This window comes from Mucilaginibacter sp. (genome assembly GCF_039925265.1).
In the GTDB taxonomy this organism is placed as follows: domain Bacteria; phylum Bacteroidota; class Bacteroidia; order Sphingobacteriales; family Sphingobacteriaceae; genus Mucilaginibacter.
On sequence record NZ_JBDSZG010000017.1, the window covers coordinates 1 to 23,757 of the forward strand.

Here is a 23,757-nt window from a genome sequence, read left to right on the forward strand (position 1 = left end):
CCCGAGCGAAGCTGCTCCAGGGCTTTCTTTTTCATTTGCTCGTACTCGAGCGACTCTTCTTGTTTCATCTTAAACTATGTTAAAGGTAATTAATTACACTTTGACACAGTTTATTTTACACCCTCAAGTCTCTTGCGGATTGTAATTCCGGCACGGTTACTATATCTTTTGCTAACACTTCATTCACCCACTTTGGTCCATGAACTCCACCAATGGTTTTATCAAATGCTTCTATTTCACCAACATCTAGAATGTGTATACCTTTTAACTTTAGAAATTTTTGTGCTTTTTCGAATGAGGTGGTGGGATCACCCGAAGATAAATAAGCACGACCCGATGATTTCGCTTGCCCCCATGGCGAGGATTTTTTTAATTCTTTTTCAATTTTCTTTATTATAGCTTCAGGCATAATCCTTTCTGTTACCCCAGCGAATAAGTTATCAATAGATTGCTTTAAATCAGTCGTTTCCAATTCGGGTCTTTTTTGGTCCACAGATTGTTTCACAATTTTAACATCGGTTTTAATATCATTCCATTCGCCACCCATTTCTTCGTAAATCGTCTTAAGGGGTTCCTCGTTGTTGTACAAATCAAAATCACCAATTATAATAAGAGGAACTTCTAATTTGTTCAAAGCTTTTATAACAACTGGGAATCTGTGCTTTCCGCCGGATTGAACAAACAGAATATCCTTTGCAGACAAGTTTTCTTTCTCTACAATGCTCGCTGCTATAGCCGAAAAGAATCTATTATCAGAGTCGCTTTCACATAAAACAACTTTATTGTGGAATAGTCCATCTAGTATATTGGAATGCCTTAACAAAGAATCGCTCCAAATAGATTGTATTTCTGTGTTATTTAATACATTAATTTTATTTGATGTACCATCGCGCTGAATCCTTACGATCACCAACCGATCACCCGCATGGTCTAATAAACCTTTAAGAAAGTGTTCACTATGCGTTGCGATGAATATCTGTTTGTCATTTTCAAGATTTTTCGCAATCATTTGACCGAGTAGTGACGCTTGAGGAGGATGGAGGAATGCCTCTGGTTCGTCTATTAAGTTAATTGAATTATCTTCGATAAATAGTCCAAGAAACACACCTGCAAAGCTCTTCATTCCATCTCCTTGTTCGTGTAACATTCCTAATGTCGCGAGTTCCTGTTGATATTTCATTGATACACGATCATGTTCGACTGTATAAGAAGGCTTATGTCCAACATGAAGAGTAACAATCGAGCCGGCAAGACGATTGGCAATTACATCTTCGCCGAACGCACGTTTAAAATTATCAGAGAATAGGGTTTCTTTATTATCATTGATTGCGAGTTGATGAATGGGATGCTTTGGAAATTCGGTCAAATAATTTATACTTTTGGGTGGATTAACTAGTGATAGCCTTTCATTCGTCGTCAAATAGTTTACAAGATATCGATTGATTCTTGCCCTACTCCCAGGAGATTGTGGGGAGTCAAAGTTAGCCCAATATTGCCTAAGACTCTGTTCCGAGTCGGAGGATACGCTATATTCGTTTTCTATGAAATGGTAGGCGTCGTTTTTTCTATGAACTTCAATCCTTGCCAAGAACTCATCTTCGGTTCCTTGTCGAATAAAAGTTAATCCATTTACTATTAGACAATTTCTCTGGTTTGGTACTTTAGCGATGTCATTTATTTCTCTCAATGTTTGGCTTTTACCAGCATTATTCGACCCAACAAATACCACAATGGCATTTGAGGCTAATGGCAATCTCTTACCATTTTTGAATTCAATTTCTTTAACATATACTTCTGCTTTCATATAATTAGGTGTTATGAAGGTAATCTACATAATTATACGTCATTAACAATTTCTTTTATTGCTTAGAAGTTGCATTGATAAACTCTTATGGCTTCTCCACCGTTGTTGGTGTTGTCACCAACAATTACCGGATTTGCTCAATTTAATGAAAACCCGCTACCCCGGTTAGCGCATATTTACAACTATTGCATTTGTTGGATAAACGCATTATCTACAATCATCGTGGTTCGTTGGTGTCAATACCAACGAAAGCAAAAAATATTATTACCAAAAAGTACTCTTCAATTATGTAGATTGTGCTTCTGCTTAAGACGGCAAATTGGATGAGGATGAGATCAGCATAACAACCAACAAATTATGACAAAAGAAATCAGGATCAGGTACATGCACTCTGATGAGGACTATCAACATAAAGTTGATCATGCCATCGCCTTTCTCAAAAAGAAGGAACAGGTTAAGATAATTGTAGTGCTCAAAGGGAAGGAAATCACCCACCCGGAGATTGGCGAAAAACTGTTGCTTCGTATCGCCAAAAGTTTGGAGGACGAAGGCAACGCCGTATTCCCTTCGGTTATAGACTACAGAGAAGTATATTTGCTTTTTACGCCAAAAATTGCCGGGTAACAGGGCGGGGATCTTCAGCCAAGTTATATAAATAAAAAGCCTCAAACGTTTTGTTTGAAGCTTGGTGATCCCATTGGGTTATTTTCGAATCAGATTGTGCGCTTAAATAAACCCCGCAGGCTTGCCGGGGCAAGGCGCTGCGGGGTGGTAACCGCTACGTTACAGTTCTTTATCCTCAAACATTTTTGCGTCGCGGGTATTTTTTTGTACGGCAATGGCCGAGAACATACTCAGGCAGAATGCCATGGCGTAAAAACCTTTTTCACTTCGGGCGAGATCGGCATTCCACAAGCCGATGGTTAATAATACCATTGCCGCAATAGTGGCAAACCAACTAATGCCGTAGTAAAGATCAGTCACGGCAAGTCCTTCAGACCTGTCCCTTACGCTTTTTTGTACGGAGATCACCGCGAATAAGCCAAATAATAAGATGGTGAAATAATAGCCTTTTTCGTTCAGATCCATAGTTGCATTCCATAAGCCAATGAGGTACCCTGTTACCCCTGTTAACAGGCCAGCCAGGAGGCGCCGATAAATGCACCTGTAGGTTTAAATGGGTTTCTAACGTTCTCGCCATATTTTACGGCGGTTCAATTTCCTTCTGTTCTGTTTTGTAGCGGTTCCATGTTGTTTTGTTTTAGTTGTTAATATGGAAGCAAATGTGCGGTGTAAAGCAGGCCTAAAAAAGTTAGAATGCGAAAAATACTGACGATATATTTCAAAAATTATAGTATCTTTAAGTACAATAATATATCCAAATGGACCCAATTCAGGAGTTACTCCACCTGCTTAACACTACCGATAAAAAGCTATTTAGGCAGTTTTTACAGCGGAAAAACAAACGGGGCGATGTAAAAAATTTACAATTACTCGATTTGATAGAAACTGACGATATAAGCGGATTAAGTCAGCTCTACGATTCGAAGAAAAATAATGATGCATACCATGCTTTACGTAAGCGGCTGCAGGATAACTTACTGTTATTCCTATCGCAAAAAACCTTTGAGAGTAACCATTCCGACACTTACGATGCATTGCGCCTGCTGGTGGCGGGCCGTTTTCTGTTAGAAAACGACGTGGCTAAAATAGCATTCAAATGCCTGGATAAGGCTGAACGACTGGCCGAACATTTGGAACAGTTTAATTTATTGAATGAGCTTTTGCTGCTAAAGCTACAGTATGCCCATCTGCCGGGAGCTGAAGACCTGGAAGCTTTGACCGCGCGCTTCCTGCAGAACCAGGCGGATATGCAACGCGAGGCCAGGCTAAATATGGCCTACGCCTTTTTGAGACAGGAACTACAGCAGATACACCTGGAAGGAAAGATCGTTAATCTGACGACCCTGATGTTGACAACGATACGGAAATACAAAATTTCCGAAGAAGACCTGATGTCCTATAAATCCATTTACCAAATTCTTTTCATAGCGAATGAATACGCTGCTATACAGCAGAATTATGGGTTGATAGAGCGTTATATCAGCAGAACGAATGAATTTATAAACCAGGCGGATAAAAGATCATCATACCTTTTTTACCATATATCCATCCTGTATTTCCTGGCAAACTTTCACCTGAGGCAAAAGGATTTTGCAAGAAGTGCATCATATCTGAAGCAAATGATGGATCTGATGCTGACCGATACCCCTTATTATACGCTGTTTTATTTGCGCTATCAGTTACTCTCCGCGCTCAACCTATTCTACACGGGTTTTGCCGACGATGCTATCGCTTTATTGCAGCAATCGCTATCCAATACAAAACATCGGTCTAAACCGGAAGATATCGAGGATGTGCGAATATGCCTGACCATGTTTCTGGCGCTGTGCAATAATCGCGGAAGTTTGAAACAACTGACTTTACTAACTCGTTCCGATGCCTGGTATGAAAAGAAAATGGGCATGTTATGGACCATCAGAAAATACCTGATGGAAATTTTGGTACATGCACAGTTCTCTAACGTCGAGCTTGCCATGTCCCGGCTAACCAGCTTCAGGCGGCGATATAAGAAGTACCTGCTGAAAACTTCGGAAGAGCGCGTGTTATTGTTTTTGAAGCTGGTTGAAAAGCACCTGTTAAAACCCGATGTGACCTTTGAAATATCATATAGAAAGGAGGTTTTGAACCTGGTTGAGAGCGAAGAAAATAACGATATCTTCACGTTGAGCTTTATTGCCTGGCTGATAGCACGCTGGGAGAAAAAGACCGCTTACCAAGTGGTGCTGACATTGATACAGAATGACAACCAAGCGTAAACTATTTTTTCGCCGTTGTTGGTGTTGTCACCAACAATTCTACGCCCTGTATTCAATTACTCAGCTTCCATTGCGCTATTGCAATTTTCGCTTAAACTGTCGACATTGTTCCAATGGCTGACATCAATTTCGACTACCATGCCCAATTTTTTACTGCAACTATTTTGGAATGGAAACCCTTACTCCGTGATGATGCTTATAAGGACATCATTATCAGGAGTCTTCAATTCTTATCAAAAGAAAAGAGCATTGTGGTTTATGGGTTCGTGATAATGCCGAACCATATCCATTTGATATGGCAAATACAAGACGGACATAAACAATCTGCCGTTCAACAACGGTTCATGAAATTTACCGCGCAACAGATGAAATTCAAGCTGCTGGATAATAAGGATAGCCGCCTGGCTCAATTTATAGTGAACGCAAAAGACAGGCAATACCAGTTTTGGGAACGAAACCCGTTAAGTATCGACCTATGGAGTCCGGACGTTTTTATGCAAAAGCTGGATTATATCCATAACAATCCATTACAAGACAACTGGCGTTTAGTTGAGTTTCCGGAGGATTATAAATATTCCTCCGGAAGTTACTACGAAACGGGAATAGATATATTCGGTTTCTTAAAGCACTATAGCGATTAGCAAATTATCTACAAGCATGGCGGGTTGTTGGTGACAACACCAACAACGGCAAAAAAGCGTAACAGCAAAAAGCCTTTAATTTCTCAACTAAAGGCTTTTTACAAACAATATTTTAGGCCATTACAGCATACCGTTTTGTTTAAATGTCGGAAACTAAAAAGCTTGCAGCAACTGATGCCGGGAATTGGGTGCTGACACTCACATCTTCGTCAGATACCAGCGGATTTGTAAAATCAACTTGTTGACCAAAGTTGTCTTTTCCTTGAAAGACCACAACCCACTGGCGATTTCCGGTAACCGTGTAGGTGCTTTTAAGCTGCCACCACATAAAAGACGCCCGAACAACCTCTGTTTTGGCATTGAAGATCTTCTTTTTAGTAACGGCTGCTGCAAGCGATACCTCAGCAGAGAGTGACAGGCTTAATTTTGCACCTATATCAATAAACGATCCCACCTTTAACCCAAGCGAGGCGGAAAATTCCTCACGGAGCCCAACACTCATCGCCACGCCGATAGTTACCGAATCTTCCTGTGTAAATGGCGTATCAGGCGTAATGGTGCAACTGTTTACACGCACCCATTGTTGCTTGAATTCTAATTGCTGATTGGTAATCCGTTTTTCAAGTCTAACATTCATTGGATATTCCTTTTCAATAATGGTTTGATTGGGCAGGGGTATCGTTAGTATTACCTTTGCCGGTGGCGGAAATGGGAAATCGTTAATGCCGTTAGGAGCTGGTGGATCTGGTAGTAATTTAATTGCTGGTATTGTCATAATAAGAGTTTAAAGTTTCTGCAAGGTAGCCTCATGTCGTCTCAACCTATAGGGTGAATAGCGCTTTATTAGGACAGAAGAATAGGTTGTAAAAAGGTGCTGTACAACCTGCGGCATGTAAATAAACGTTTCTGTCTTTGGTCAGTTGACACCGCCACGCCGGTAGCACTCCTAAAAGCACGATACATAAAGCTCTCCTCTACGGGGTAAAGTTTACAACTTCCGCCTAAAAAACATTCAGTTTTCAGCAGAAATCCCCAATTACAATACAACCCCTTGAATGTTATTTTAATTAAGAACCTCATTCAATTACCCCCGGGAACCGCGTAAAAGTAAAAAGCCTTTAATTTTTCAACTAAAGGCTTTCCATTTTTTGCAAATGCTATCGTACGCATAACCAACTTGCAATTTCCCGTAACCGCGCAGCTGCTTTTGAGCTGCCACCGCAGCAATATTTCTTTAAGTTTAACCGGCAGTATCTTTAACCCGCCTCATTTCACTTTACTTGTTGATTTATATATTTTAGTTAGCATTTCCCGGCGGGTGGTTATACCCGGGTTAAATTTTGTTTTTAAACCTGATAACTTACACCATAATGCTGCCTGTTGGTTATCAACCGGGGCATCTAAACGCGCTTCCCAATCGGGCAGGTAACCTTTTAAACCCATCAATTGCACCATTTTAAAATCTGGACTGGATGGGTCGATATCTTTGTAGTATATTAAAGTTGCTTTTTGATCGATCAATGTATTCTGTAACAGATCATTGTTTACACTTTTTATACTGCTATGGTTATCAATTGCTAACGATGCGGCTATCCCGGCGGCCTGCCCAAGGGCCATCCAGCAGGGCTCCATCCGGATAGTAGAAAACCCTATATGACTGCCTGATACCGGCACCGGGAGAATTAAATTATCTACCTGTTTTGGAACCATTACGCCCAGTGGTACCGTGTAAACTGATGTGGGATAGCTAATGAACCCATCAAGATGAATTTTGCCCGGTTCGCGTTTCCTTACGGCGTGCGAATCCAGCGCGTAATGGCTTGCGGTTACGCTGGAAGGATGCACAGGCGGCCGTTTACCGGGCGATACCGCTATCGCGTCTTTTGCCGTAAAAAAATACGTTGCTTCAAAGCGGCGCCCTTCGCGGATATAAACCTGTCGAGGGAAATTGCCGTTATCGGTATACTCATCCTTAGCCAGGCCCCATTCCTTTGTTGCTTTGCGAAAACTCTCCGGGAGTTCTTTATCATTTTGGGCAAAATAAATAAGGCCGAGGGTGTATTCTTTTAAGCGTTGTGCGAAAGTATCGCGCCAAGCCCAGTCGGACGTGGGCCAGGGCCAGTTTTCTTCCGGCAGATCGGTAGATATAAAGGCCATATGCTGGTTATTGCCGTCGGTTTTATGGTTGGGAAGGGGCACCATATTGGTGATCTTGCCTATCCCCCACCTATCGCCCGGTATTTTTGTTATGCCTCCACCAGCAAGTGTTTTACGGTTATCTTCCATCATTGCGGCGCTAACCTCCTGCATTTGCACGCCGGTGTTTTTACCTGTCCAAACATCTTCAATCATAGACACATATTCGTCCCGGTTGTATTTAGCGGGCTTTTCAACAGCTATGCTATTGGATGCATCATTGGTGAGGCAGATCCTGTAATTATAAGATTGTACCGCATTATCTGCCTGGTTGGTGGTACCCGGCCCTTCGGCCCCTCCCCAATATTTATAAACACGACCAGCGCCCGGCTCATTAAATTCATCTTTGCCCTCGCGGCCAACCCTAAACGGTATTTTGGCAGCCGCCCCAAGGTCTCCTTCATACGTGGCATCTATAAAAACAGAACCGGCAAATGCTTCCATTTCCTTCGTCTCCCGGTTCAGTACGGTTACGCGGGTTATTTTGCCGCTTATCAGCTCAATGCTTTGAGGTTCAGCATCAAACTGGCGCATTTTAAGCACGGTTATTTTACCGCTGCCTTCTTTTAACATCGCCCCAAATATTTGTTCGGCAACCGATGGTTCAAAATGATAACCGTCGCTGCAGGCTTTTACCTGTTCGGATGCCGCGCCATACTTATCCGTATAATACCTTTTTACACGGGCAACAAACTCCGTGAACAAACCCGTGGTTGCGCCACGTGTAGCTATGTCGGTTGCTCCCAGTCCGTTAGCAGGCAAACCACCAACATGCGCGGTGCGCTCCAAAATAACGGATGTTTTGCCCAGCCTTGCAGCTGCAATAGCAGCCATGATCCCTGCCGGCGTCCCTCCTACAATTACGAGGTCGTACTTTTGAACTTTTAGGCCCGATGCGGCTGGCTGTGCATGAGCCGCCAGGGTAAACCACATACAGATAGCCAACAGCAGTTTTATTTTAAATTGAGTTTTGTGCATAGCGGCTAATGTTATAAAGTAGCTTTTTTAACAGGGATAAACAGAACAGCGTCGGCGATGATGGCCCCATCCGAGCTTTGATTGGAAACCTGCACATAAGCTTTATTCCCGCTCGAAAGATCATACTCGCCCAGCGACACCCATTCGCCGGATGTTTGGCCCTGCACCTGTATATCCGACTGGTTTATTGTTTTTTCGGTAGCCTTTCGCCCGTCATAAACAACGATGGTAGTTTTCGCCGCGGCGTTTTTCACTTTGGGAAAATAGGAATACACATGGTATACGCCATCTTTAACCACTGCCGGCATAAACCGGACAGAAGCAAACGACGACGCTTTGGAAGTATCTGACAAAAATGACGGACCATAACCGCCACTTTTTTCCATTTTCCAGTTGCCTGTTATTTGTACATGAGTACTGTCGCTATTATCAACCAACAATTCCGGTATACTTTTATCTGCAAGCGGATCGGCCCTTAACGCCATTTGTACTGCCGCCACATTTACCCGCTGAACGGAGATCTTTTTGTCGATAGCCTGGCAGGCGGCTACGGCTGCAGACTGGCCCAAAACCATAAATACCGGTTCCATTCTGATAGAGCCATAGGCAATATGGGTGGCCGATAAACATACCGGTACAAATAAATTATCAGCCTCTTTTTCTTTTGGGATTATTGCACGGTAGGAAATTGGGTAAGGCCCAAAACCACCAACTTCCACATTACCCTCGTTTTTTACCTGCCCGTTTACAACAAGGCGGTCGCAATTATGCGAATCCATGGTATAAGCGGCCATTCCAACCCCGTCGGTAACTACTTCCTTTCCCTGGCAATGATGCTGGGTCATCACCAGTTCGCCAATCATGCGGCGCGCTTCGCGGATATAGAGCTGCGGTGTCCAGTTATGGCTGTCGGTAAACTCATCTTTTGGGTATCCCCATTTCTTCATTTCCTCCCTAATATTATCGGGTATGCGGGGGTCGTTTCCAACAAAATATAAAAGGCCCTTTGTGTAATCTTCATGTGCTTTCCACAGCACTGCCCTTTTGCTGTAATCGGCATCCGGGTATTCCCAGTTCATCCCGATCATATCGGTAGAAAAACCACCTTTATTATTGATATCTGTTTTACCGTTTGGCATCAAGCTCCATATAAACACATCGCTCAGCGCTTTCCATGGCTTCTTCTCCTTCAGGCGGATCAACAATTCATATTTCTTAGGGTCGTAATTTTCGGGTTTGGTAATGGTAATGCGATTTTCGGGAACGTTGGTTAGCGTGATGCGGAAGTTATAAGCCTGTACCTTTTTATCCCCGGCCCCTGTAGCCAGCAGCTGCTGGCCGCCAACACCCCATAAAAGTCCACTTTGGGGCTGTCCGGGCACAATATACGGATCGATGCCTCCGGGGAACTGGTGCCCTTCCATCAGTTCAACACCGTTAATGGTCTCGTTATAGGCACTGTTAGCCTCCCTTCCAACGCTGTAGGCAACGCCGGCCATGGCCATCAGGTCACCTTCGTAGGTACAATCGATAAATACCTTTGCCCTGATTGAACTGTGGTTAGCTTTAGCCAGCGGGGCGGTGTTTTCCACTACAATCTCCTGCAGCTTATTCCCTGCTTTATTTACCTTGATAATGCGATTATTGTACATTACGCTAAAACTCGCCCGTTTTACATAATCGTTAAATATGCCCTCGGCAACTTTGGGTTCAAACACCCATTGCTCAAATTTTTTATAATGATCGCCAACGCGGCGGTAAAAATCGCGGGCGAGGCCGGTAACAACGTACTTATTACCAATATCAGTGTAGCCCAAACCGCCTGACGTCATCCCGCCTAAATGTTTACCGGGCTCTATCAGCAGAACGGTTTTACCCATTTTTTTTGCTGTATACGCCGCAATTACGCCTGCGGATGTGCCGCCATATATGCACACGTCTACCGCTATTTTATTTCCTTTTTGAGCCCGCGCATCTGCTGCAATAAAAAAGCTTAGTGCAAGCATGAGCAGGGCTATGTTACTTTGACGTTTTTTCATCACTAATTGTTTGTTATAGGGATAACATGAAATTTATTCTGAAAGATGGCCCGCTGCTGTAAACAGCAGGCCCTTTAAAATTCATTAAACAATACCGCCGGCTTAGTAGCCAGGGTTTTGTACCAGCTTTGGATTGGTAACGATCTCGATATTTGGAATAGGCCAAAGGTAATCGCGACTTGCATTGAACAGCCGGGTTTCTATTACACGCATATCTCCCTTATTGGGTACACTTGCATAATTTGCTATCCCGTTTGCATCTATAACCGGGGCAGTGGCTAATAACCCTTTAGGGATACGGCCATAAAAAGGCCCCGCCATTACCTGTTCGGCTATTTTCCATCGCCTTATGTCGAATAAGCGCAGCCCCTCCATCGCAAATTCGTACATCCGTTCTTTGTGTACTATAGACCGGAGTTCAGTCGCCGATAAGCCTGATGGAATTGCCGGCATGTTTACGCCCGGCCTTTGCCTCACACTGTTAATAGCAGCGTAAACGCTCGCATCTATCGAACCGCTTTCTATTTTAGCCTCGGCATAGGTTAGCAATACTTCTGCATACCTTACCAAAATAATGTTCATCTCCGAATTGGCCACATCTACCTTATCCGTCAGGTCCACGTATTTGCGCCAGCAATATCCGGTAAACGTAGCAAAAGCGTTTAGAGCATCCTGGTTGTCTATTCTTGTAGCCGGGCTGGTATTATAATTCCAGCACTTCAAGCTGTCCTTATGCGTTTCAAATTGAAAATTGAAATAAGTAGAACCCGGTAAAGCCACTGTAAAGCCAAGCCTTGGGTCGCGGTTTAAAAATGGTTTTGCGGGGTTGTACAGCGGCGATTGATCAATTGTCAATCCATCGGTACATTCGTAGGAATCCACAAGTGATTGTGAAGGTACTTTGTTAGATGTGCCCTGTCCGTTCCTGGATAACAGGTTGCGGGGTACCGAGTGTGTTTTCTTGGCAGTTTTTAAATACTGCAGAGAAAAAATGATCTCTTTTGAGTTTTGACCGTTATAAGTGAACAGGTCGCTAAAACTGGAATTCAGGGTATAAGTATTTAAATCCATCACCGCTTTAGCTGCCGTGGCGGCAATATCCCATTTACCATTAAACAACGCCGCACGGGCCTTTAAAGCAAGTGCAGCACCTTTGGTTGCGCGGCCTACATCAGCTGCGCCGTAAGTTACCGGCAAATCTTTTGACGCTTCTTCCAACTCGGTAAGCACAAAAGTCAATACTTCGTCCTTAGTATTTCTGGGTACCTGGGCCTCGCTTAAAGCCAGCACTTTTGTTACCAGCGGAACGCCACCGTAAAGCTCTATCAGGTTCTGGTAAGCGTAAGCTCTTCCAAAACGGGCTTCGGCAACAGACCGGGCAAAAATAGCCGGCGTAACTACACTTTTTACTTTCTCTGCATTATCCAATATAAAATTGCAACGTGCAATAAGCTTGTAAAACGAACTCCAAAGGTTCAACGCATAGTCGCTATTGCTATCCTGGATCCCTTTGCCTATAGCCTGCAGGCCGCTGGTGTTACGGTCCCAATTAATATCGGTTGCGGCATCTATGGTGGTATTGTAAGGCATATTATCGCTCGGGCTGATGGCCATTGAACTGTATATGCCATTCACAGCCAGCACCAGTTCGTCCTGGCTGGTGAAGAATGATTGGTTTGAGGGGCCGGATAAGGGCACTTTGTCCAGGTAATCTTTTTTACAAGCAGTGCTTGCAAACACCAGTATCGTGATCAATAAAAAATATTTTATATTCTTTTTCATCTTTAAAAAATTAAAAATTAGCGCTTAAACCAAAACTGTAAACTTTAACCTGCGGATAAACGCTTACCGTTCCAACAGGAGATTCTACATCAAAACCATCCCAGAACTTGTCAATGGTGAACAGGTTTGATCCGTTTACATACAGCCGCAGTTTTTTGATCCCGGCCAAACCGGATATGGAGGCAGGAAAAGTGTACCCTAACTGGACATTTTTAAGCCTCATGTAAGAGGCATCCTTCATCCAAAAACTTGAGTTTTGCTCGTTATTGGATTCACCGAACGCAAGCCTTGGATATTTGGCGTTAGGTGTGGCAGGTGTCCACCTGTCTTTGTTGGGTTCCAGTATGGTACCGCCTAAATTACCTACGCTAAATGGCATAATGCCGGGCCCATACAGGTACGAATTCCCCTTACCCACTCCCTGCAAAAGGAAGCTCAGGTCGACCCCTTTGTACGAACCGTTGAAGTTAACCCCGAAGGTATAACGCGGAATAGTGCTGCCTAAAACTACCTTATCATTATCGTTAATAATGCCGTCGTTGTTCTGATCTTTATACTTAAGATCGCCCGGAGCAACCGTGCCGAATTGTTTTGCGTGGCCTGCTACATCCTGTGCGTCTTTAAAGAAACCTTCTGCCTGTAGGCCATATACAGAGTTATACGCGTATCCTTCCCTGCTAACCAACAGGCCGGTTTGGTTTATTCCGCGCAGATCAACTACTTTATTAATAACATCCGAAAGGTTAACGTTTATATTATACTTAAAGTCGCTTACGTTCCCCCTATAACCTATACCAACTTCCCAACCTTTGTTACTTACTACCCCTGCGTTTTGAGCCGGAGCATTTAAGCCAATAATTAATGGAATATTCAGATTTAACAATATGTCTTTTGTTTTCCTGACGTAGTAGTCGGCTGTAATGGTTAAGTTGGAGAATAAAACCGCTTCGATACCGATATCAGACATTTCCGTGGTTTCCCAGCTGATATCCCCGTTAGCCAGATTATTCAACGCAGCTACGCCTACAACTTGTTTTCCCAGCACACCCGACCCCAGATCCACCGATGTGGTAGATGGATAATTACCTATATTTTGGTTACCTAAGCGCCCCCATGATGCCCTTAACTTTAATTCATCAACTACCCTTTTTAGAGGCTCCATGAACTTTTCCTGCGATATCCGCCATCCTGCGGATGCCGAAGGAAAAAAAGCGTATTTTTTTCCTGATAAAAAACGGGAAGAGCCATCATAACGTCCACTCACTTCTAATAAGTATTTTTGCTTGTAATCATAGTTTATCCGGCCGAAAAACGATCTTAACGCCCATTCTTCGGAGGAGCCTGATGTCTGCTGGTTTACGGCTGAACCTGCATTGATCACCGGATAATTCGGCAAGATATAGGTATCGCGGAACGCGCTTATAAAATCATTATGGTAATCTTCCTGCGAAGCACCCAAAAGCATTTTAAACGTATGGAAACCAACACCTTTATCCGCTGTTAGCGTGGCTCTGAAATTATTGTAAATAGAGCGGCTGTTACTCTCGGTTAGGGAGGTTAACGCAGGCGACTTATAACCTATGGAACCATCGGGATAATAGGTTTGGATCGACTTGTTGAAATTTTTTCCTATCGCCTCGCCCAGTTTTGGCGCGATGGTGAACTCCGCTGTTAACCATTCTACCGGGCGGTAATTTAGGGAAGCATTAATAATTCCGGATGGGCTGGTGGTTTGGTTTGTACCACCATCTATACTGGCAGCAACGGGGTTTAACCCGTTCCAGCCTATGCCCCAGGTGCCGTTAGAATTTCGGTCTAACTGGTTGGCGGGGATCCCATCCATATAGTTAAATACATTGCCTGTACCTATGGCCGGCTCTTTGGTGATGCCGTTAACAAACTGCAGATCGAACTTCATGCTTAACTTTTTCGAAAAAGTAATATCTGTATTGTTACGCACCGTGTAACGGCGGTAGCTCGAATTCTCAATAATACCTTTCTGATCAAAATAGCCCACTGAGGTAAACACCCTGATGTTCTCCGTACCCCCATCGATGGTTAAAAAATGACTTTGCTGAAAGCCGGAACCCGTTAATACCTTTTTCTGCCAGTCGGTATTTGGGTATTTATCTGAACTCACGCCGTTTTGCGCGCGGTATTGCTCTATCAGGTCATTGGGATACAACTGGGTTCTGCCTACATTGGTGTATGCCTCATTCAGCAGCAGCATATGGTCAAGTCCGCTTACCACATCGGGCATATTAGTTGGCCTTTGCCAGCCTGCATAACTATTATAAGTAATGCCATTTACACCCGCTTTTTTGCCTGATCCACGCTTGGTGGTAATTAAAATAACGCCGTTTGCCGCACGCGAACCATAAATTGACGCCGATGCAGCATCTTTTAAAATGGATATAGATTCAATGATATTAGCGTCAATGTTATTCATGGTGCCCTCTATCCCGTCAATCAGTACCAAAGGGTCAGAATTGCCGGTTGTCCCTACCCCACGTACCCGAATGATTGCCGCGTCGCCGCCGGGCCTGCCCGAGTTTTGAATAACGGTTACACCGGGCGCAATACCCGCTAAAGCGGCCGATGTTTGGCCAACCGGGCGGGTGGCGAGGTCCTTGCCGGGTATTACCGAAACGGAACCCGTTAAATTCACTTTCTTTTGCGTGCCGTAACCTACAACAACTACCTCATTTAGTGCCGATGACCGTTCTTTAAGCCGCACGTTGATGGTGCTTTTGCCATTCACTTGTATTTCCTGTGTGGTAAACCCCAAATAGCTAAAGATCAGGATGCCGTTACTCTCCGGAATAGTTAATGAATACTGCCCATCGTTACCCGTAGTTGTACCTAAGGTGGAGCCTTTAAGCTTTACGTTAACACCCGGGAGCGATCTCCCAAGCGTATCGGTTACGCTGCCGTTAATTAAAAGCGGTGGCAACGGTACCTCCAAAACCTGCCCTGTAGATTTAGGCAGGCGCCGGATGACAACCGTTTGCTGGCTGATGGAATACGTTAATGGCTGACCGGAAAAGCTATATGTAAGGGCCTCCTCAAGCGATGCATCCTTAAATTGTACATCCACCTTCCTGGTACCCTTCATCATCTCATCGGTGTACAAAAAGTTGTAATTGGTTTGCTTTCGAATCTCTTTTAAAACATCCTCCAGCGAGGCATTTTCTTTTTTTAATGTTACTTTTTGTGCATCCGCAGCAAGGCTCAGCTGCAGAAGAATGGTAATCAAAAAAGCAAATGTTAAATTTATTCGCATAATGATCTTTCTTTTATTTGCAGAATTGCAGCTAAAGAGCTTCAAATTTGCAACGTTAGGCATTTTGTAAAGGCCATAAGCAGAGAGCTTATACCCGGTTTGAGTAAAAAAATTCATACATTTGAATGTTTGGTTTTAATTGGTTAATAGGTTGTTAGTCGACGATTTATATGCTAATTCCAGACACTTTGAGGTTCCGCCGGCCAGCGGAACCTTCATATTTTCCAGAGTGCATTGCTGTGTTGTTTATGGCATAATTATTATCCTCTTCTTCCCGGCCACTCCCGGGTCATTTTCGGTTTTAAAGTGTACAGATCCTGTTAATTGCAGCATGTCCAATACCTGTGCTACATCTTTAAATTTGGATATGGTTCCCACAAATCCTTCCTGTGTAACCTCCCCTTCGTATTGGATATTGACATCGTACCAGCGCGATACCTGGCGCATAATACTTCCGATATTTTCATGAGAGAAATTGAAATAGCCATTCTTCCACGCTATTGCTTCCGAGGCATCCACGTTTAAAACGCGGATATTGTCGCGCAGCTTTGCTTGTTGGCCCGGTTTTAAAAGTTGTGAGTTATTGGTTTCGGCCTGGATCACTTTTACACTACCTTCCAATAAGGTAGTGTTGATGGTTGATTCATCAGCATAGGCGTTGATATTAAAGTGAGTACCCAACACTTCAACGGTTTGGCGGGCCGTAATTACTCTGAATGGAATGCGGCCGCCACTATGCCCGGCAATTGAAGGACCGGCAAGCTTTGCCACTTCAAAATAAGCCTCACCTGTTAGTTCCACTACGCGCTCGTTAGCTGAAAATACCGCCGGGAATTTTAACGACGAAGCCGCATTAAGCCAAACTTTAGTACCATCAGATAGCGTGACCTGGTATTGCCCGCCGCGCGGGGTAGTAATAGTATTATATAATACAGGCGCACCGGGCTTTAAGGTGTTTGAAGCATCGTATATAATATTACCTGCTGTAGCTTTACGGATATCAATATTAGCCTGCTTGGCCAATACACCGTTAGGTGCCGATCCAAGTAAGATGCTCGAGCCATCGGCAAGGGTGAGCATGGCCTTGTTGCCGCCGGGAAGCACTTTATGATTTACAGGCTTAGTTTTAACAACAAGTGGTTTTTCCTGATTTGGTGAAGTGAGGAAATAGATGAGGGCGAAAGCGCATAAGATAACAACAGCGGCAACTGATGCTATCTTTTTAACAGACGTCCATAATTTTATAACGCGCCCGCTTTGCTGAACCTCATTATGCAATCCGTCTATACTTTCTTCTATCCGGCGGGACAGATCTGCGTACTGGCCCGGTTCAGGTTCCTGCCTTTTTTGAGTAGCAGCCTGATATTTTTCAATCATCGGCTGTACTTCTTTTAATGGCGCGGCATTAAGCCACTCCATAAATAATTCATGCTCCTGCTCGGTATGCTGGTTAGCTAAATACTTTTCCAGGAACTCATTGCGCGATTTTTCGTCCATCATTATTGTAGAGACGAACGAACCCGGCAAAAGAACCCCCCGGAAAAAATATTTTTTTTTCCGGGATACGCTGTTTTAAAATGGAAACTATTTTTTGAGCAATGAATTGATGCTACAGATCAAAAGAGGCGAGAAACAAGGCCAGGAACAAGGTAAATTCCGCATGTTTTTGCAGGTGGGCTTTTATAAAGTGCAGGCCACTATACAGCTGTTTTTTAACAACAAACTTAGATATATGTAATTTTTGAGCGATCTCATCCAAACTAAGATCTTCTTTGGTGCGCATTTCTACTATCAATTTCCTTCTTTCGGGCAAAAGATTTATAGCATCCTGGGCTATTTGGTAATACTCCCCGTAAATAATATTTGCTTCCAGCTCCTCCCCTGTTTTTTCGTCAGTATCTGTGATCAATAACAGTACTCTCTCCCTGGTTTGATTCCTCCGTATCTCATCAAGCAGCAGGTTTTTAGCGCAATGGTACAGGTAAGCCTTAAAACAATTTATACTGTTTAACGATGCACGATGCTCCCAAATTTTTATAAAGACGTTGTGCACGATATCCTCGCTTGTTTCCTTTGATTTGGTAAACAAGTACACATACCGGTAAAGCATAGGCAAATACCGGGAATAAAGGGCACTAAAGGCCGAGCGGTCACCTTCAATAATACGTAGTATTAGTGCCCGTTCATCGTCATGTTCGGTCATTAAAAATTCAGGTTTTATAATAATTGGTAAACAAATGTAATAATAAATATCACGTACTTATTTTAAAATTAAAATATCCAATTAATAAAAAGCCGGGTTATAAGGCCGTATTGCGCGGGTTAAAAAGGAGCGTTGATTTTCACTATTCTTGCAATAATGGTTTGCCGAAAGGAAGTGTGAACGCGGGCGGCTGACACGCTGCCATCAGCTTTGCCGGCATCCTCATCCTATTTTTCCACAACCGTTGCACAAAAAAATACCATTGGTTATGTTTGAGGGCGTCATTTAATTTCTATGCCCCACAACCTGAACCTCGTTGAGATCGCCTCTGAACATATTCTGCTCCGGGCGAGCCGAAAAGCGCTGAAAGGCCGCTGTCCGTTCCACCACGATGAAACAACTTCCCTCATGGTAAACCCGCAAAACAATGTATTTAAATGTTTTGGTTGCGGCGCGGAAGGTGGCCCGGTGGAATTTCTGATGCGGATCAAAGGCCAGAGCCGCAACCAGGTCATCAGCCAGCTGGCTAACCACAACTTCCCGGAAGAAGAGCGTTCCATAGCCTAAGCGGCATAGTTTCATTTAAACTGACAGCTTAGTGCCCCCGTTATTTGATAGAAACCAGTTTAAAATTTCTGAAGTACCCGAAGCCGGGTCGGGGGCCATAGGTACATTGGTACAAGCCAACCTGTACGGCCTTTTTGTTCATATCTGCGCGTAAAACCGGGCTCCCGGGAAGATCGGTCCAGTTAGTATTATCTTTACTGGTACGCAGATAAAATAGGTCTCCGCTGCGCTGGATCTGCACGTAACGGTCAAAGTTCCACGAGGATTGGTTATTGGTTTGCCGGCGGTCACCGTCAACCAGGTTAGTAAGCATATTGCCTACGCTCCAGGCCGGGAAAACACCATTCTGTAAAAGCTGCTCGTGTTGATTGTCACCAACTCCCTCCCCCGCTAACCGCACCATCAGCCCCGCCTCATGATTTCCTACTACTTTCTTTTCCTCAAGGCCGGTTACATCACTTATCTCCACCTCTGCCACAAAATCTCCTTCAACTTTTTTATATAAAAAGGGGCCGTATGGCAGGTTACCATCCCAATTGGTGCCAACAGAGCTCATTCGCAGCGTGTGGTCGTTTGCTATTGCCTCTACCTTGGTAATGGCTGCGCCTTTACCCATCATCGCGTCCCATATTGTACCAGTTACATCGCCGTTAGTAAAGTCTTTATTGGTCGAAAAGGCATCGGCGGCTATCGCAAACTGCGATAGATCGGTGCTTGTTGTAGCCAAAGCGGAAGGGCCGGCAACATTGCCAAAGTAATCCTTTACCTTGTATGTATACTCGTAAGTTTTATCCGGAGAAAGCCCGTAATTGATATAATAGGGGTTATCGGTCCAGTTACGGGGAGTAGACTCTTCCCCACCCGAAAAATAGTATTGCAAGTCGGCAGACTGATCAGCCGAACCCGCCTCCAAGGCTATCATTTTGGGTGATAAGGCATGGGGGAGTTTTTTATATACCAGGGTGGCCCCTGCCGGCGGGTGCATATTTTGACGCCAGGTAGCAACCAGGGCACCTATCTCTGTACCCGTGAGCGCGTGTTTATAAACCCCAAGGCTGGCTACCGACCCGGTAAAACCATATAGGTCTTCGGCCCCCAGGGTAAACGCACCCTTTGTTTGTGCGGTTACCGCTTGCCGTTTTGTCCCTGTCAAACGGCCGTCCAGGTAATCACTCACCACGTTACCTTTAAACGTTTTAATAAGCAGGTGCCATTTTCCTGCACCGGCATTAAATTTTAAACCATCGCTATTCTTTATTTGGGTGGGTTTAAAGCCACTCACAAACACATCCTGCTGAGCTGTACTGCTGTATACCATTGCTGCTACGCTGTAGTTGTTCCCAATGGAGAAGCGTTTATCCAATACCAGGGAATGTTTAGGATCTATAAAAACGGCGATCCTTCCGGCTGCGTCCTTCACCTCGGGTGGAGTACCGGTTGGCACAAAACGGGTCTTTTCGTCGCCGTCATTATCCCAGCTTTTCAATTGGCCGTACGGCAATTTAGCGGCATCAAAATAAATGGCAACGTCTGGTTGTGCGGCACGGTTAAAAATCGCTTTTATCCCGGCGTGCGATAAAGCCCTGTCATAAACCTGCAGAGAAGCTATCGCTCCGGAAAAACGGGCAGGGCCCTCGTGCTGACCACCGATCAGAAATTTAGCCGCCGGTTTTACAAAAAGCATTTTATTCTCCTGGTTATTTAACCTGCCATCAATATATACGTTCTCAAAAGTGCCATCGAAACTGATCGCCACGTAATGCCACTTGCCGGCAAGGTCAGCATCTTTTTTATATGGAAGGTCGGCCCATCCCCTATGCAAAGCAGCCCCCATATCGGGGTTGCTCCCATAACCAAAAGCAGCACCTGATAGGTCATCGCCTCCTCCGCCCCAGTCGAGCACCGGGTTTTCTTTTTTCACCTCGCCTGTGTAAGCCCAAAAGCAAACGGTGTAGCTGTTGTTACCGGCCAGCGAGGGTGGCACCTTAAAGTTGGAACTCAAAGTTTGTCCGGCTTTAAAAATGACTGTTTTTTTGCCCGCAACAAAGTCTACATAGGGCGACTTGCCGTCCGTTTTAAAAGAACCGCCGAGGCTGCCTTTATTGGCCCATTGCTTTATTATGGTTCCCGGCTGCAGGCTCTCCGCATCAACATCAACAACCAAACCCTGCTGGGTAAATTTAGGCCGCTCTGCCGGCGGATTTATATTAGCCGGAACAACCTCATGATCTCCGCCGCCGAACACTTTTAAATTCCAAACCGCTTTATACAAGCCGGGATACCCGGTCCCGGTTATGGTAAGCCTGATGTACCTTGCCTTTACCTCCTTTTCGTCGATCGCGGGGCTACCATGCCAGCGGCTATTCCTTTTATCAGCAAAAATTTGCCAATCCTTTCCATTGATGGAGTATTCAATAAAATATTGGTAATACCAGGTGGCGTATTCAAACTGCGTAAGCACTTTCTTTACAGTAGTTACAGCGCCAAGGTCAACCTGCAACCATGCCGGTGCGGTACTGTTATTTTTAGGTTTCCACAAAGTGCCGTTGTTATCATCTGCCGCGAACTGCGGTTTATAATCGTCGTTATAAAAAGAAGAAGCGGTTACCTTTTTTTGGTACGCCAGGTTTGGATAAGGGTTGGTGGTTTTAGCCAGCAGGCCTATCCCGGTATGCGTTGGGATCACCTTTTCAATATTGCCATCGGCATCAAAAACCAGCTTATCTGCACTGATCTGCCGGTGATACCCACCACCCGAATGCGGGTTATTATGGCGGTGATATACAATGTAATAATCATCCCCAACCCGTAATACTGAGTTGTGGCCGGGCCCGTGAACCGTTCCATCGGCATTAGTGGTGAGTATCGGGCTGTTCTTTCCATACACATAGCCGTCCATCGGGCCGGTTTTACTTGTGGCATACTGCACGCGGTAGGTTTCATTTTCGCAAAAACCGGATGAATACATCAGGTAATAAATACCTTTCCGCTTAAACATGAAAGCGCCTTCAAAAAAATCTTTTGCATCGGTATTGGGGATCTTCGCCGTTTTAGCAAACGTTTTCATATCGGGGTTTAAAAGCCCCACCCCGCAACCGTAGCCAGGGTATATACCCCAGGTACCCCATACCATGTAAAATTTACCGTCGTCGTCCCTAAAAGTTTGCCCATCCAGCGTTATTACGCCCGGTACGTATAAATTGGTTAGCACGGGTTTATTATCGGCATACAAAGGCGTCCAGGGCCCAATTGGCGTTGAAGCCGATGCACCATATATTTCAACGGTTGGCTGGCAATAATACAGGTAATACTTCCCGTCGTTACCCAGCGTTGCATCCGGTGCCCAATAGTTATGGGTGGTGGGCCAGTTCATGTCCTGCATGGTCCAGTTCACAAAATCTTTAGAGGTCCATACCTGCGATGGCCCCAGGCCTCCACCGTTACCATCGGTTGTTGCATACAGGTAAAAGGTATCTCCAAACTTCTTTATCGTTGGGTCGGCAAAATAGCCGGGAATTATTGGATTGCCATTACCGGCCGCTAAGGCCTGGTTTTGCCCGGAAGCCTTTATGGCGATAAAGAATGTAAAAAGAATTACAGGCAGTAAAACACAACGTTGTAAACTCATGCAGGAAAGTATAAGTAACCCTTTTTTTATCATTTCTATTGCGCCAAAGAGGCCGCGTGCAATTGCATTACGGCCGTCTTTGGTTCAACTAAATTAACAAGGATCAAACTATTATATTATTTATTTTTTTGTAATAGTGGGCAGGGTAATGGTAAGCGTATAGGTACCCGGAGAAAACACTTTAAACGCATCGAACGCCAGGTTAATATTTTTGTTTAATGTGTTGAAAGCTCCCGGTATGCGATAATAACACAATGTACCGTTAGCGCCCTGCTTAATGGGAAAACCGTTTGGTAAAACAGGGAAACCCCACTCCATGCCGGTAGCTGTTTTCACAACCGGGTAGTAGGGATTCATTTGGGCGTAATTACCCCTGTCGCCACGGTTGATCACCTGGCCCGCCGAAGGATCAAACTCCACCCCGTTACGGTCTACCACTTTAATGATCACTTTATTAGGCCCGGATGCAACACGGGTAACAGTTGTTAAGGGGTTGGGCAATGATATAAAGTTGGTTTCTGCCCCAACATCTGAATAAGAAGAAAATGTGCCGCCGATAGAGGAGTTTATTTTGGCAACCAGCTGTATCTGGCAAGCGTTAATTAATGTTTTAGTACCGCGTTGATTACTTACCTCCACATCGATATCATAAAACCCAGAATCGACATTGATCGTTGCCGTGCTAAATTCGAGCCGGCCACCCAAAGGGTTTATATTAAACGGTGGCTTCAGGCTTTTGCTGATCTTTGCATTTAATAATGCCAGTGTAGAATCGGCATCCGTTATTTGCCCGGAGAATGTGGTTATCGTATCTAATTTTAGCATATCAGTCGCTTCTTTACCGGTAAGCCGATTCCTTATCGACAGTAATTTTACGGTTAAAGGCTGTGTGGACTGATCAGAATTAATAGCGTTGGAATACATGGTAATACCTTGCGGTACTATCAGCAATTGCGGGCTATAGTTGAGGTTATTGCTTATATAACCAACCTCCGGCTTTTTACATCCCCAAAATGCGGCTAAAAGTATAAAAGCGAAATATGATAAATATATAAAGTTCTTTTTCATCATGTTATAGGTTAAAAGGTCACAAAAGTATGGGTGTTGGATAACACATGCAGAACTCCACCGGACGATGTTTCGATACCCTGTGTTTGGCAGGAAACGGTTACATCGACCGGGTTTGCCGGTGTAGGCAATTGCCCGGGCACATCAACTGCCCCATTTATTTTTACGTAATACAAAAAGTAAACCGGCGCGGATGAATACTGATAGTAAGCACCATCCGTACTCTTGATCCTTCGGATACCGCAGGATATTTTAGCCAGGTTGACATTTTCGTGTATCAGTTCGTCGGTAAAATCGGTGAGCTTTATTTGCTTTGTAAACAGGTATTGCCTGAGCGAATCGGGCGTGAGCCGGGCGTACAGGCTATCCATAGTAAATTTGGCATTTTCATCAATCATTTGCACCCGCCTGTTTTGTAAAGACAAATACCGGTTGATGGAATAATCGGTAGCCGCGAAAAAAGTACCGGCTTTGTTTACCTCATCCTGCATGTTATAATGCTTAATGATAGTGGTGAGCGTATCAAAAATATGATAAGGGTGATTTTGAAGGTAATCAAACGTGCTTAATGATGTTTTGGCACTATGAACGCCTTCGTCGGTAATGTATGTTTTTTTACAGCCTGTGCTTATGGCTAATATGGCCAGCGCGAGCGTAAAAATGCAATATGTTAGTTTGATAGTTTTCAT

The 23,757-nt window shown here is 44.3% G+C and carries 15 protein-coding genes and 1 pseudogene; 3 read left to right on the forward strand and 13 right to left on the reverse strand.

What is annotated here, in order from left to right:
- Positions 1-115: 115 nt before the first annotated feature.
- Positions 116-1,804: an AAA family ATPase gene (locus tag ABIX36_RS08875; protein WP_348081808.1), complete on the reverse strand. Its 1,689-nt coding sequence runs from the start codon at positions 1,802-1,804 to the stop codon at positions 116-118.
- Positions 1,805-2,155: 351 nt separating this feature from the next.
- Between ABIX36_RS08875 and infC the strand changes: the two are divergent.
- Positions 2,156-2,428 (forward strand): annotated as a pseudogene (infC, locus tag ABIX36_RS08880) (translation initiation factor IF-3); the annotation flags it as partial.
- Positions 2,429-2,587: 159 nt separating this feature from the next.
- Here the strand turns inward: infC and yiaA are convergent.
- Positions 2,588-2,893, reverse strand: a complete 306-nt coding sequence (yiaA, locus tag ABIX36_RS08885) for an inner membrane protein YiaA (RefSeq protein WP_348081809.1) — start codon at positions 2,891-2,893, stop codon at positions 2,588-2,590.
- Positions 2,894-3,186: 293 nt separating this feature from the next.
- Between yiaA and ABIX36_RS08890 the strand changes: the two genes are divergently transcribed.
- Complete coding sequence (locus tag ABIX36_RS08890; protein ID WP_348081810.1) at positions 3,187-4,683, forward strand: hypothetical protein; 1,497 nt, start codon at positions 3,187-3,189, stop codon at positions 4,681-4,683.
- Positions 4,684-4,796: 113 nt separating this feature from the next.
- Positions 4,797-5,324 carry a transposase gene (locus ABIX36_RS08895; RefSeq protein ID WP_348081811.1) on the forward strand — a complete coding sequence of 176 codons (528 nt, stop codon included), beginning with the start codon at positions 4,797-4,799 and terminating at the stop codon, positions 5,322-5,324.
- 139 nt (positions 5,325-5,463) lie between these two features.
- Here the strand turns inward: ABIX36_RS08895 and ABIX36_RS08900 are convergent, their stop codons facing one another.
- The 11 genes from ABIX36_RS08900 to ABIX36_RS08950 all read right to left on the reverse strand — a co-directional run bounded on the left by ABIX36_RS08900 (position 5,464) and on the right by ABIX36_RS08950 (position 23,757).
- Complete coding sequence (locus ABIX36_RS08900; protein WP_348081812.1) at positions 5,464-6,099, reverse strand: hypothetical protein; 636 nt, start codon at positions 6,097-6,099, stop codon at positions 5,464-5,466.
- A 491-nt stretch (positions 6,100-6,590) separates the two neighbouring features.
- Positions 6,591-8,498, reverse strand: coding sequence for an FAD-dependent oxidoreductase (locus tag ABIX36_RS08905; RefSeq protein WP_348081813.1), 1,908 nt, complete (start codon positions 8,496-8,498; stop codon positions 6,591-6,593).
- A gap of 11 nt (positions 8,499-8,509) precedes the next feature.
- On the reverse strand, positions 8,510-10,537 hold the full coding sequence (locus ABIX36_RS08910) for an FAD-dependent oxidoreductase (protein ID WP_348081814.1): 2,028 nt from the start codon (positions 10,535-10,537) through the stop codon (positions 8,510-8,512).
- 102 nt (positions 10,538-10,639) lie between these two features.
- Positions 10,640-12,319: a RagB/SusD family nutrient uptake outer membrane protein gene (locus ABIX36_RS08915; protein WP_348081815.1), complete on the reverse strand. Its 1,680-nt coding sequence runs from the start codon at positions 12,317-12,319 to the stop codon at positions 10,640-10,642.
- Between the two features lie 10 nt (positions 12,320-12,329).
- Complete coding sequence (locus ABIX36_RS08920) at positions 12,330-15,575, reverse strand: TonB-dependent receptor (RefSeq protein ID WP_348081816.1); 3,246 nt, start codon at positions 15,573-15,575, stop codon at positions 12,330-12,332.
- 273 nt (positions 15,576-15,848) lie between these two features.
- On the reverse strand, positions 15,849-17,102 hold the full coding sequence (locus ABIX36_RS08925) for a FecR family protein (RefSeq protein ID WP_348081817.1): 1,254 nt from the start codon (positions 17,100-17,102) through the stop codon (positions 15,849-15,851).
- Positions 17,103-17,211: 109 nt separating this feature from the next.
- Complete coding sequence (locus ABIX36_RS08930) at positions 17,212-17,805, reverse strand: RNA polymerase sigma-70 factor (protein ID WP_348081818.1); 594 nt, start codon at positions 17,803-17,805, stop codon at positions 17,212-17,214.
- A gap of 285 nt (positions 17,806-18,090) precedes the next feature.
- Positions 18,091-18,387: a hypothetical protein gene (locus ABIX36_RS08935; RefSeq protein ID WP_348081819.1), complete on the reverse strand. Its 297-nt coding sequence runs from the start codon at positions 18,385-18,387 to the stop codon at positions 18,091-18,093.
- 25 nt (positions 18,388-18,412) lie between these two features.
- On the reverse strand, positions 18,413-22,000 hold the full coding sequence (locus tag ABIX36_RS08940; protein ID WP_348081820.1) for a family 43 glycosylhydrolase: 3,588 nt from the start codon (positions 21,998-22,000) through the stop codon (positions 18,413-18,415).
- Between the two features lie 120 nt (positions 22,001-22,120).
- Positions 22,121-23,071 (reverse strand): hypothetical protein, encoded by a 951-nt coding sequence (locus ABIX36_RS08945; protein ID WP_348081821.1) that lies wholly within the window; start codon positions 23,069-23,071, stop codon positions 22,121-22,123.
- A gap of 8 nt (positions 23,072-23,079) precedes the next feature.
- Positions 23,080-23,757, reverse strand: coding sequence for a hypothetical protein (locus ABIX36_RS08950; protein ID WP_348081822.1), 678 nt, complete (start codon positions 23,755-23,757; stop codon positions 23,080-23,082).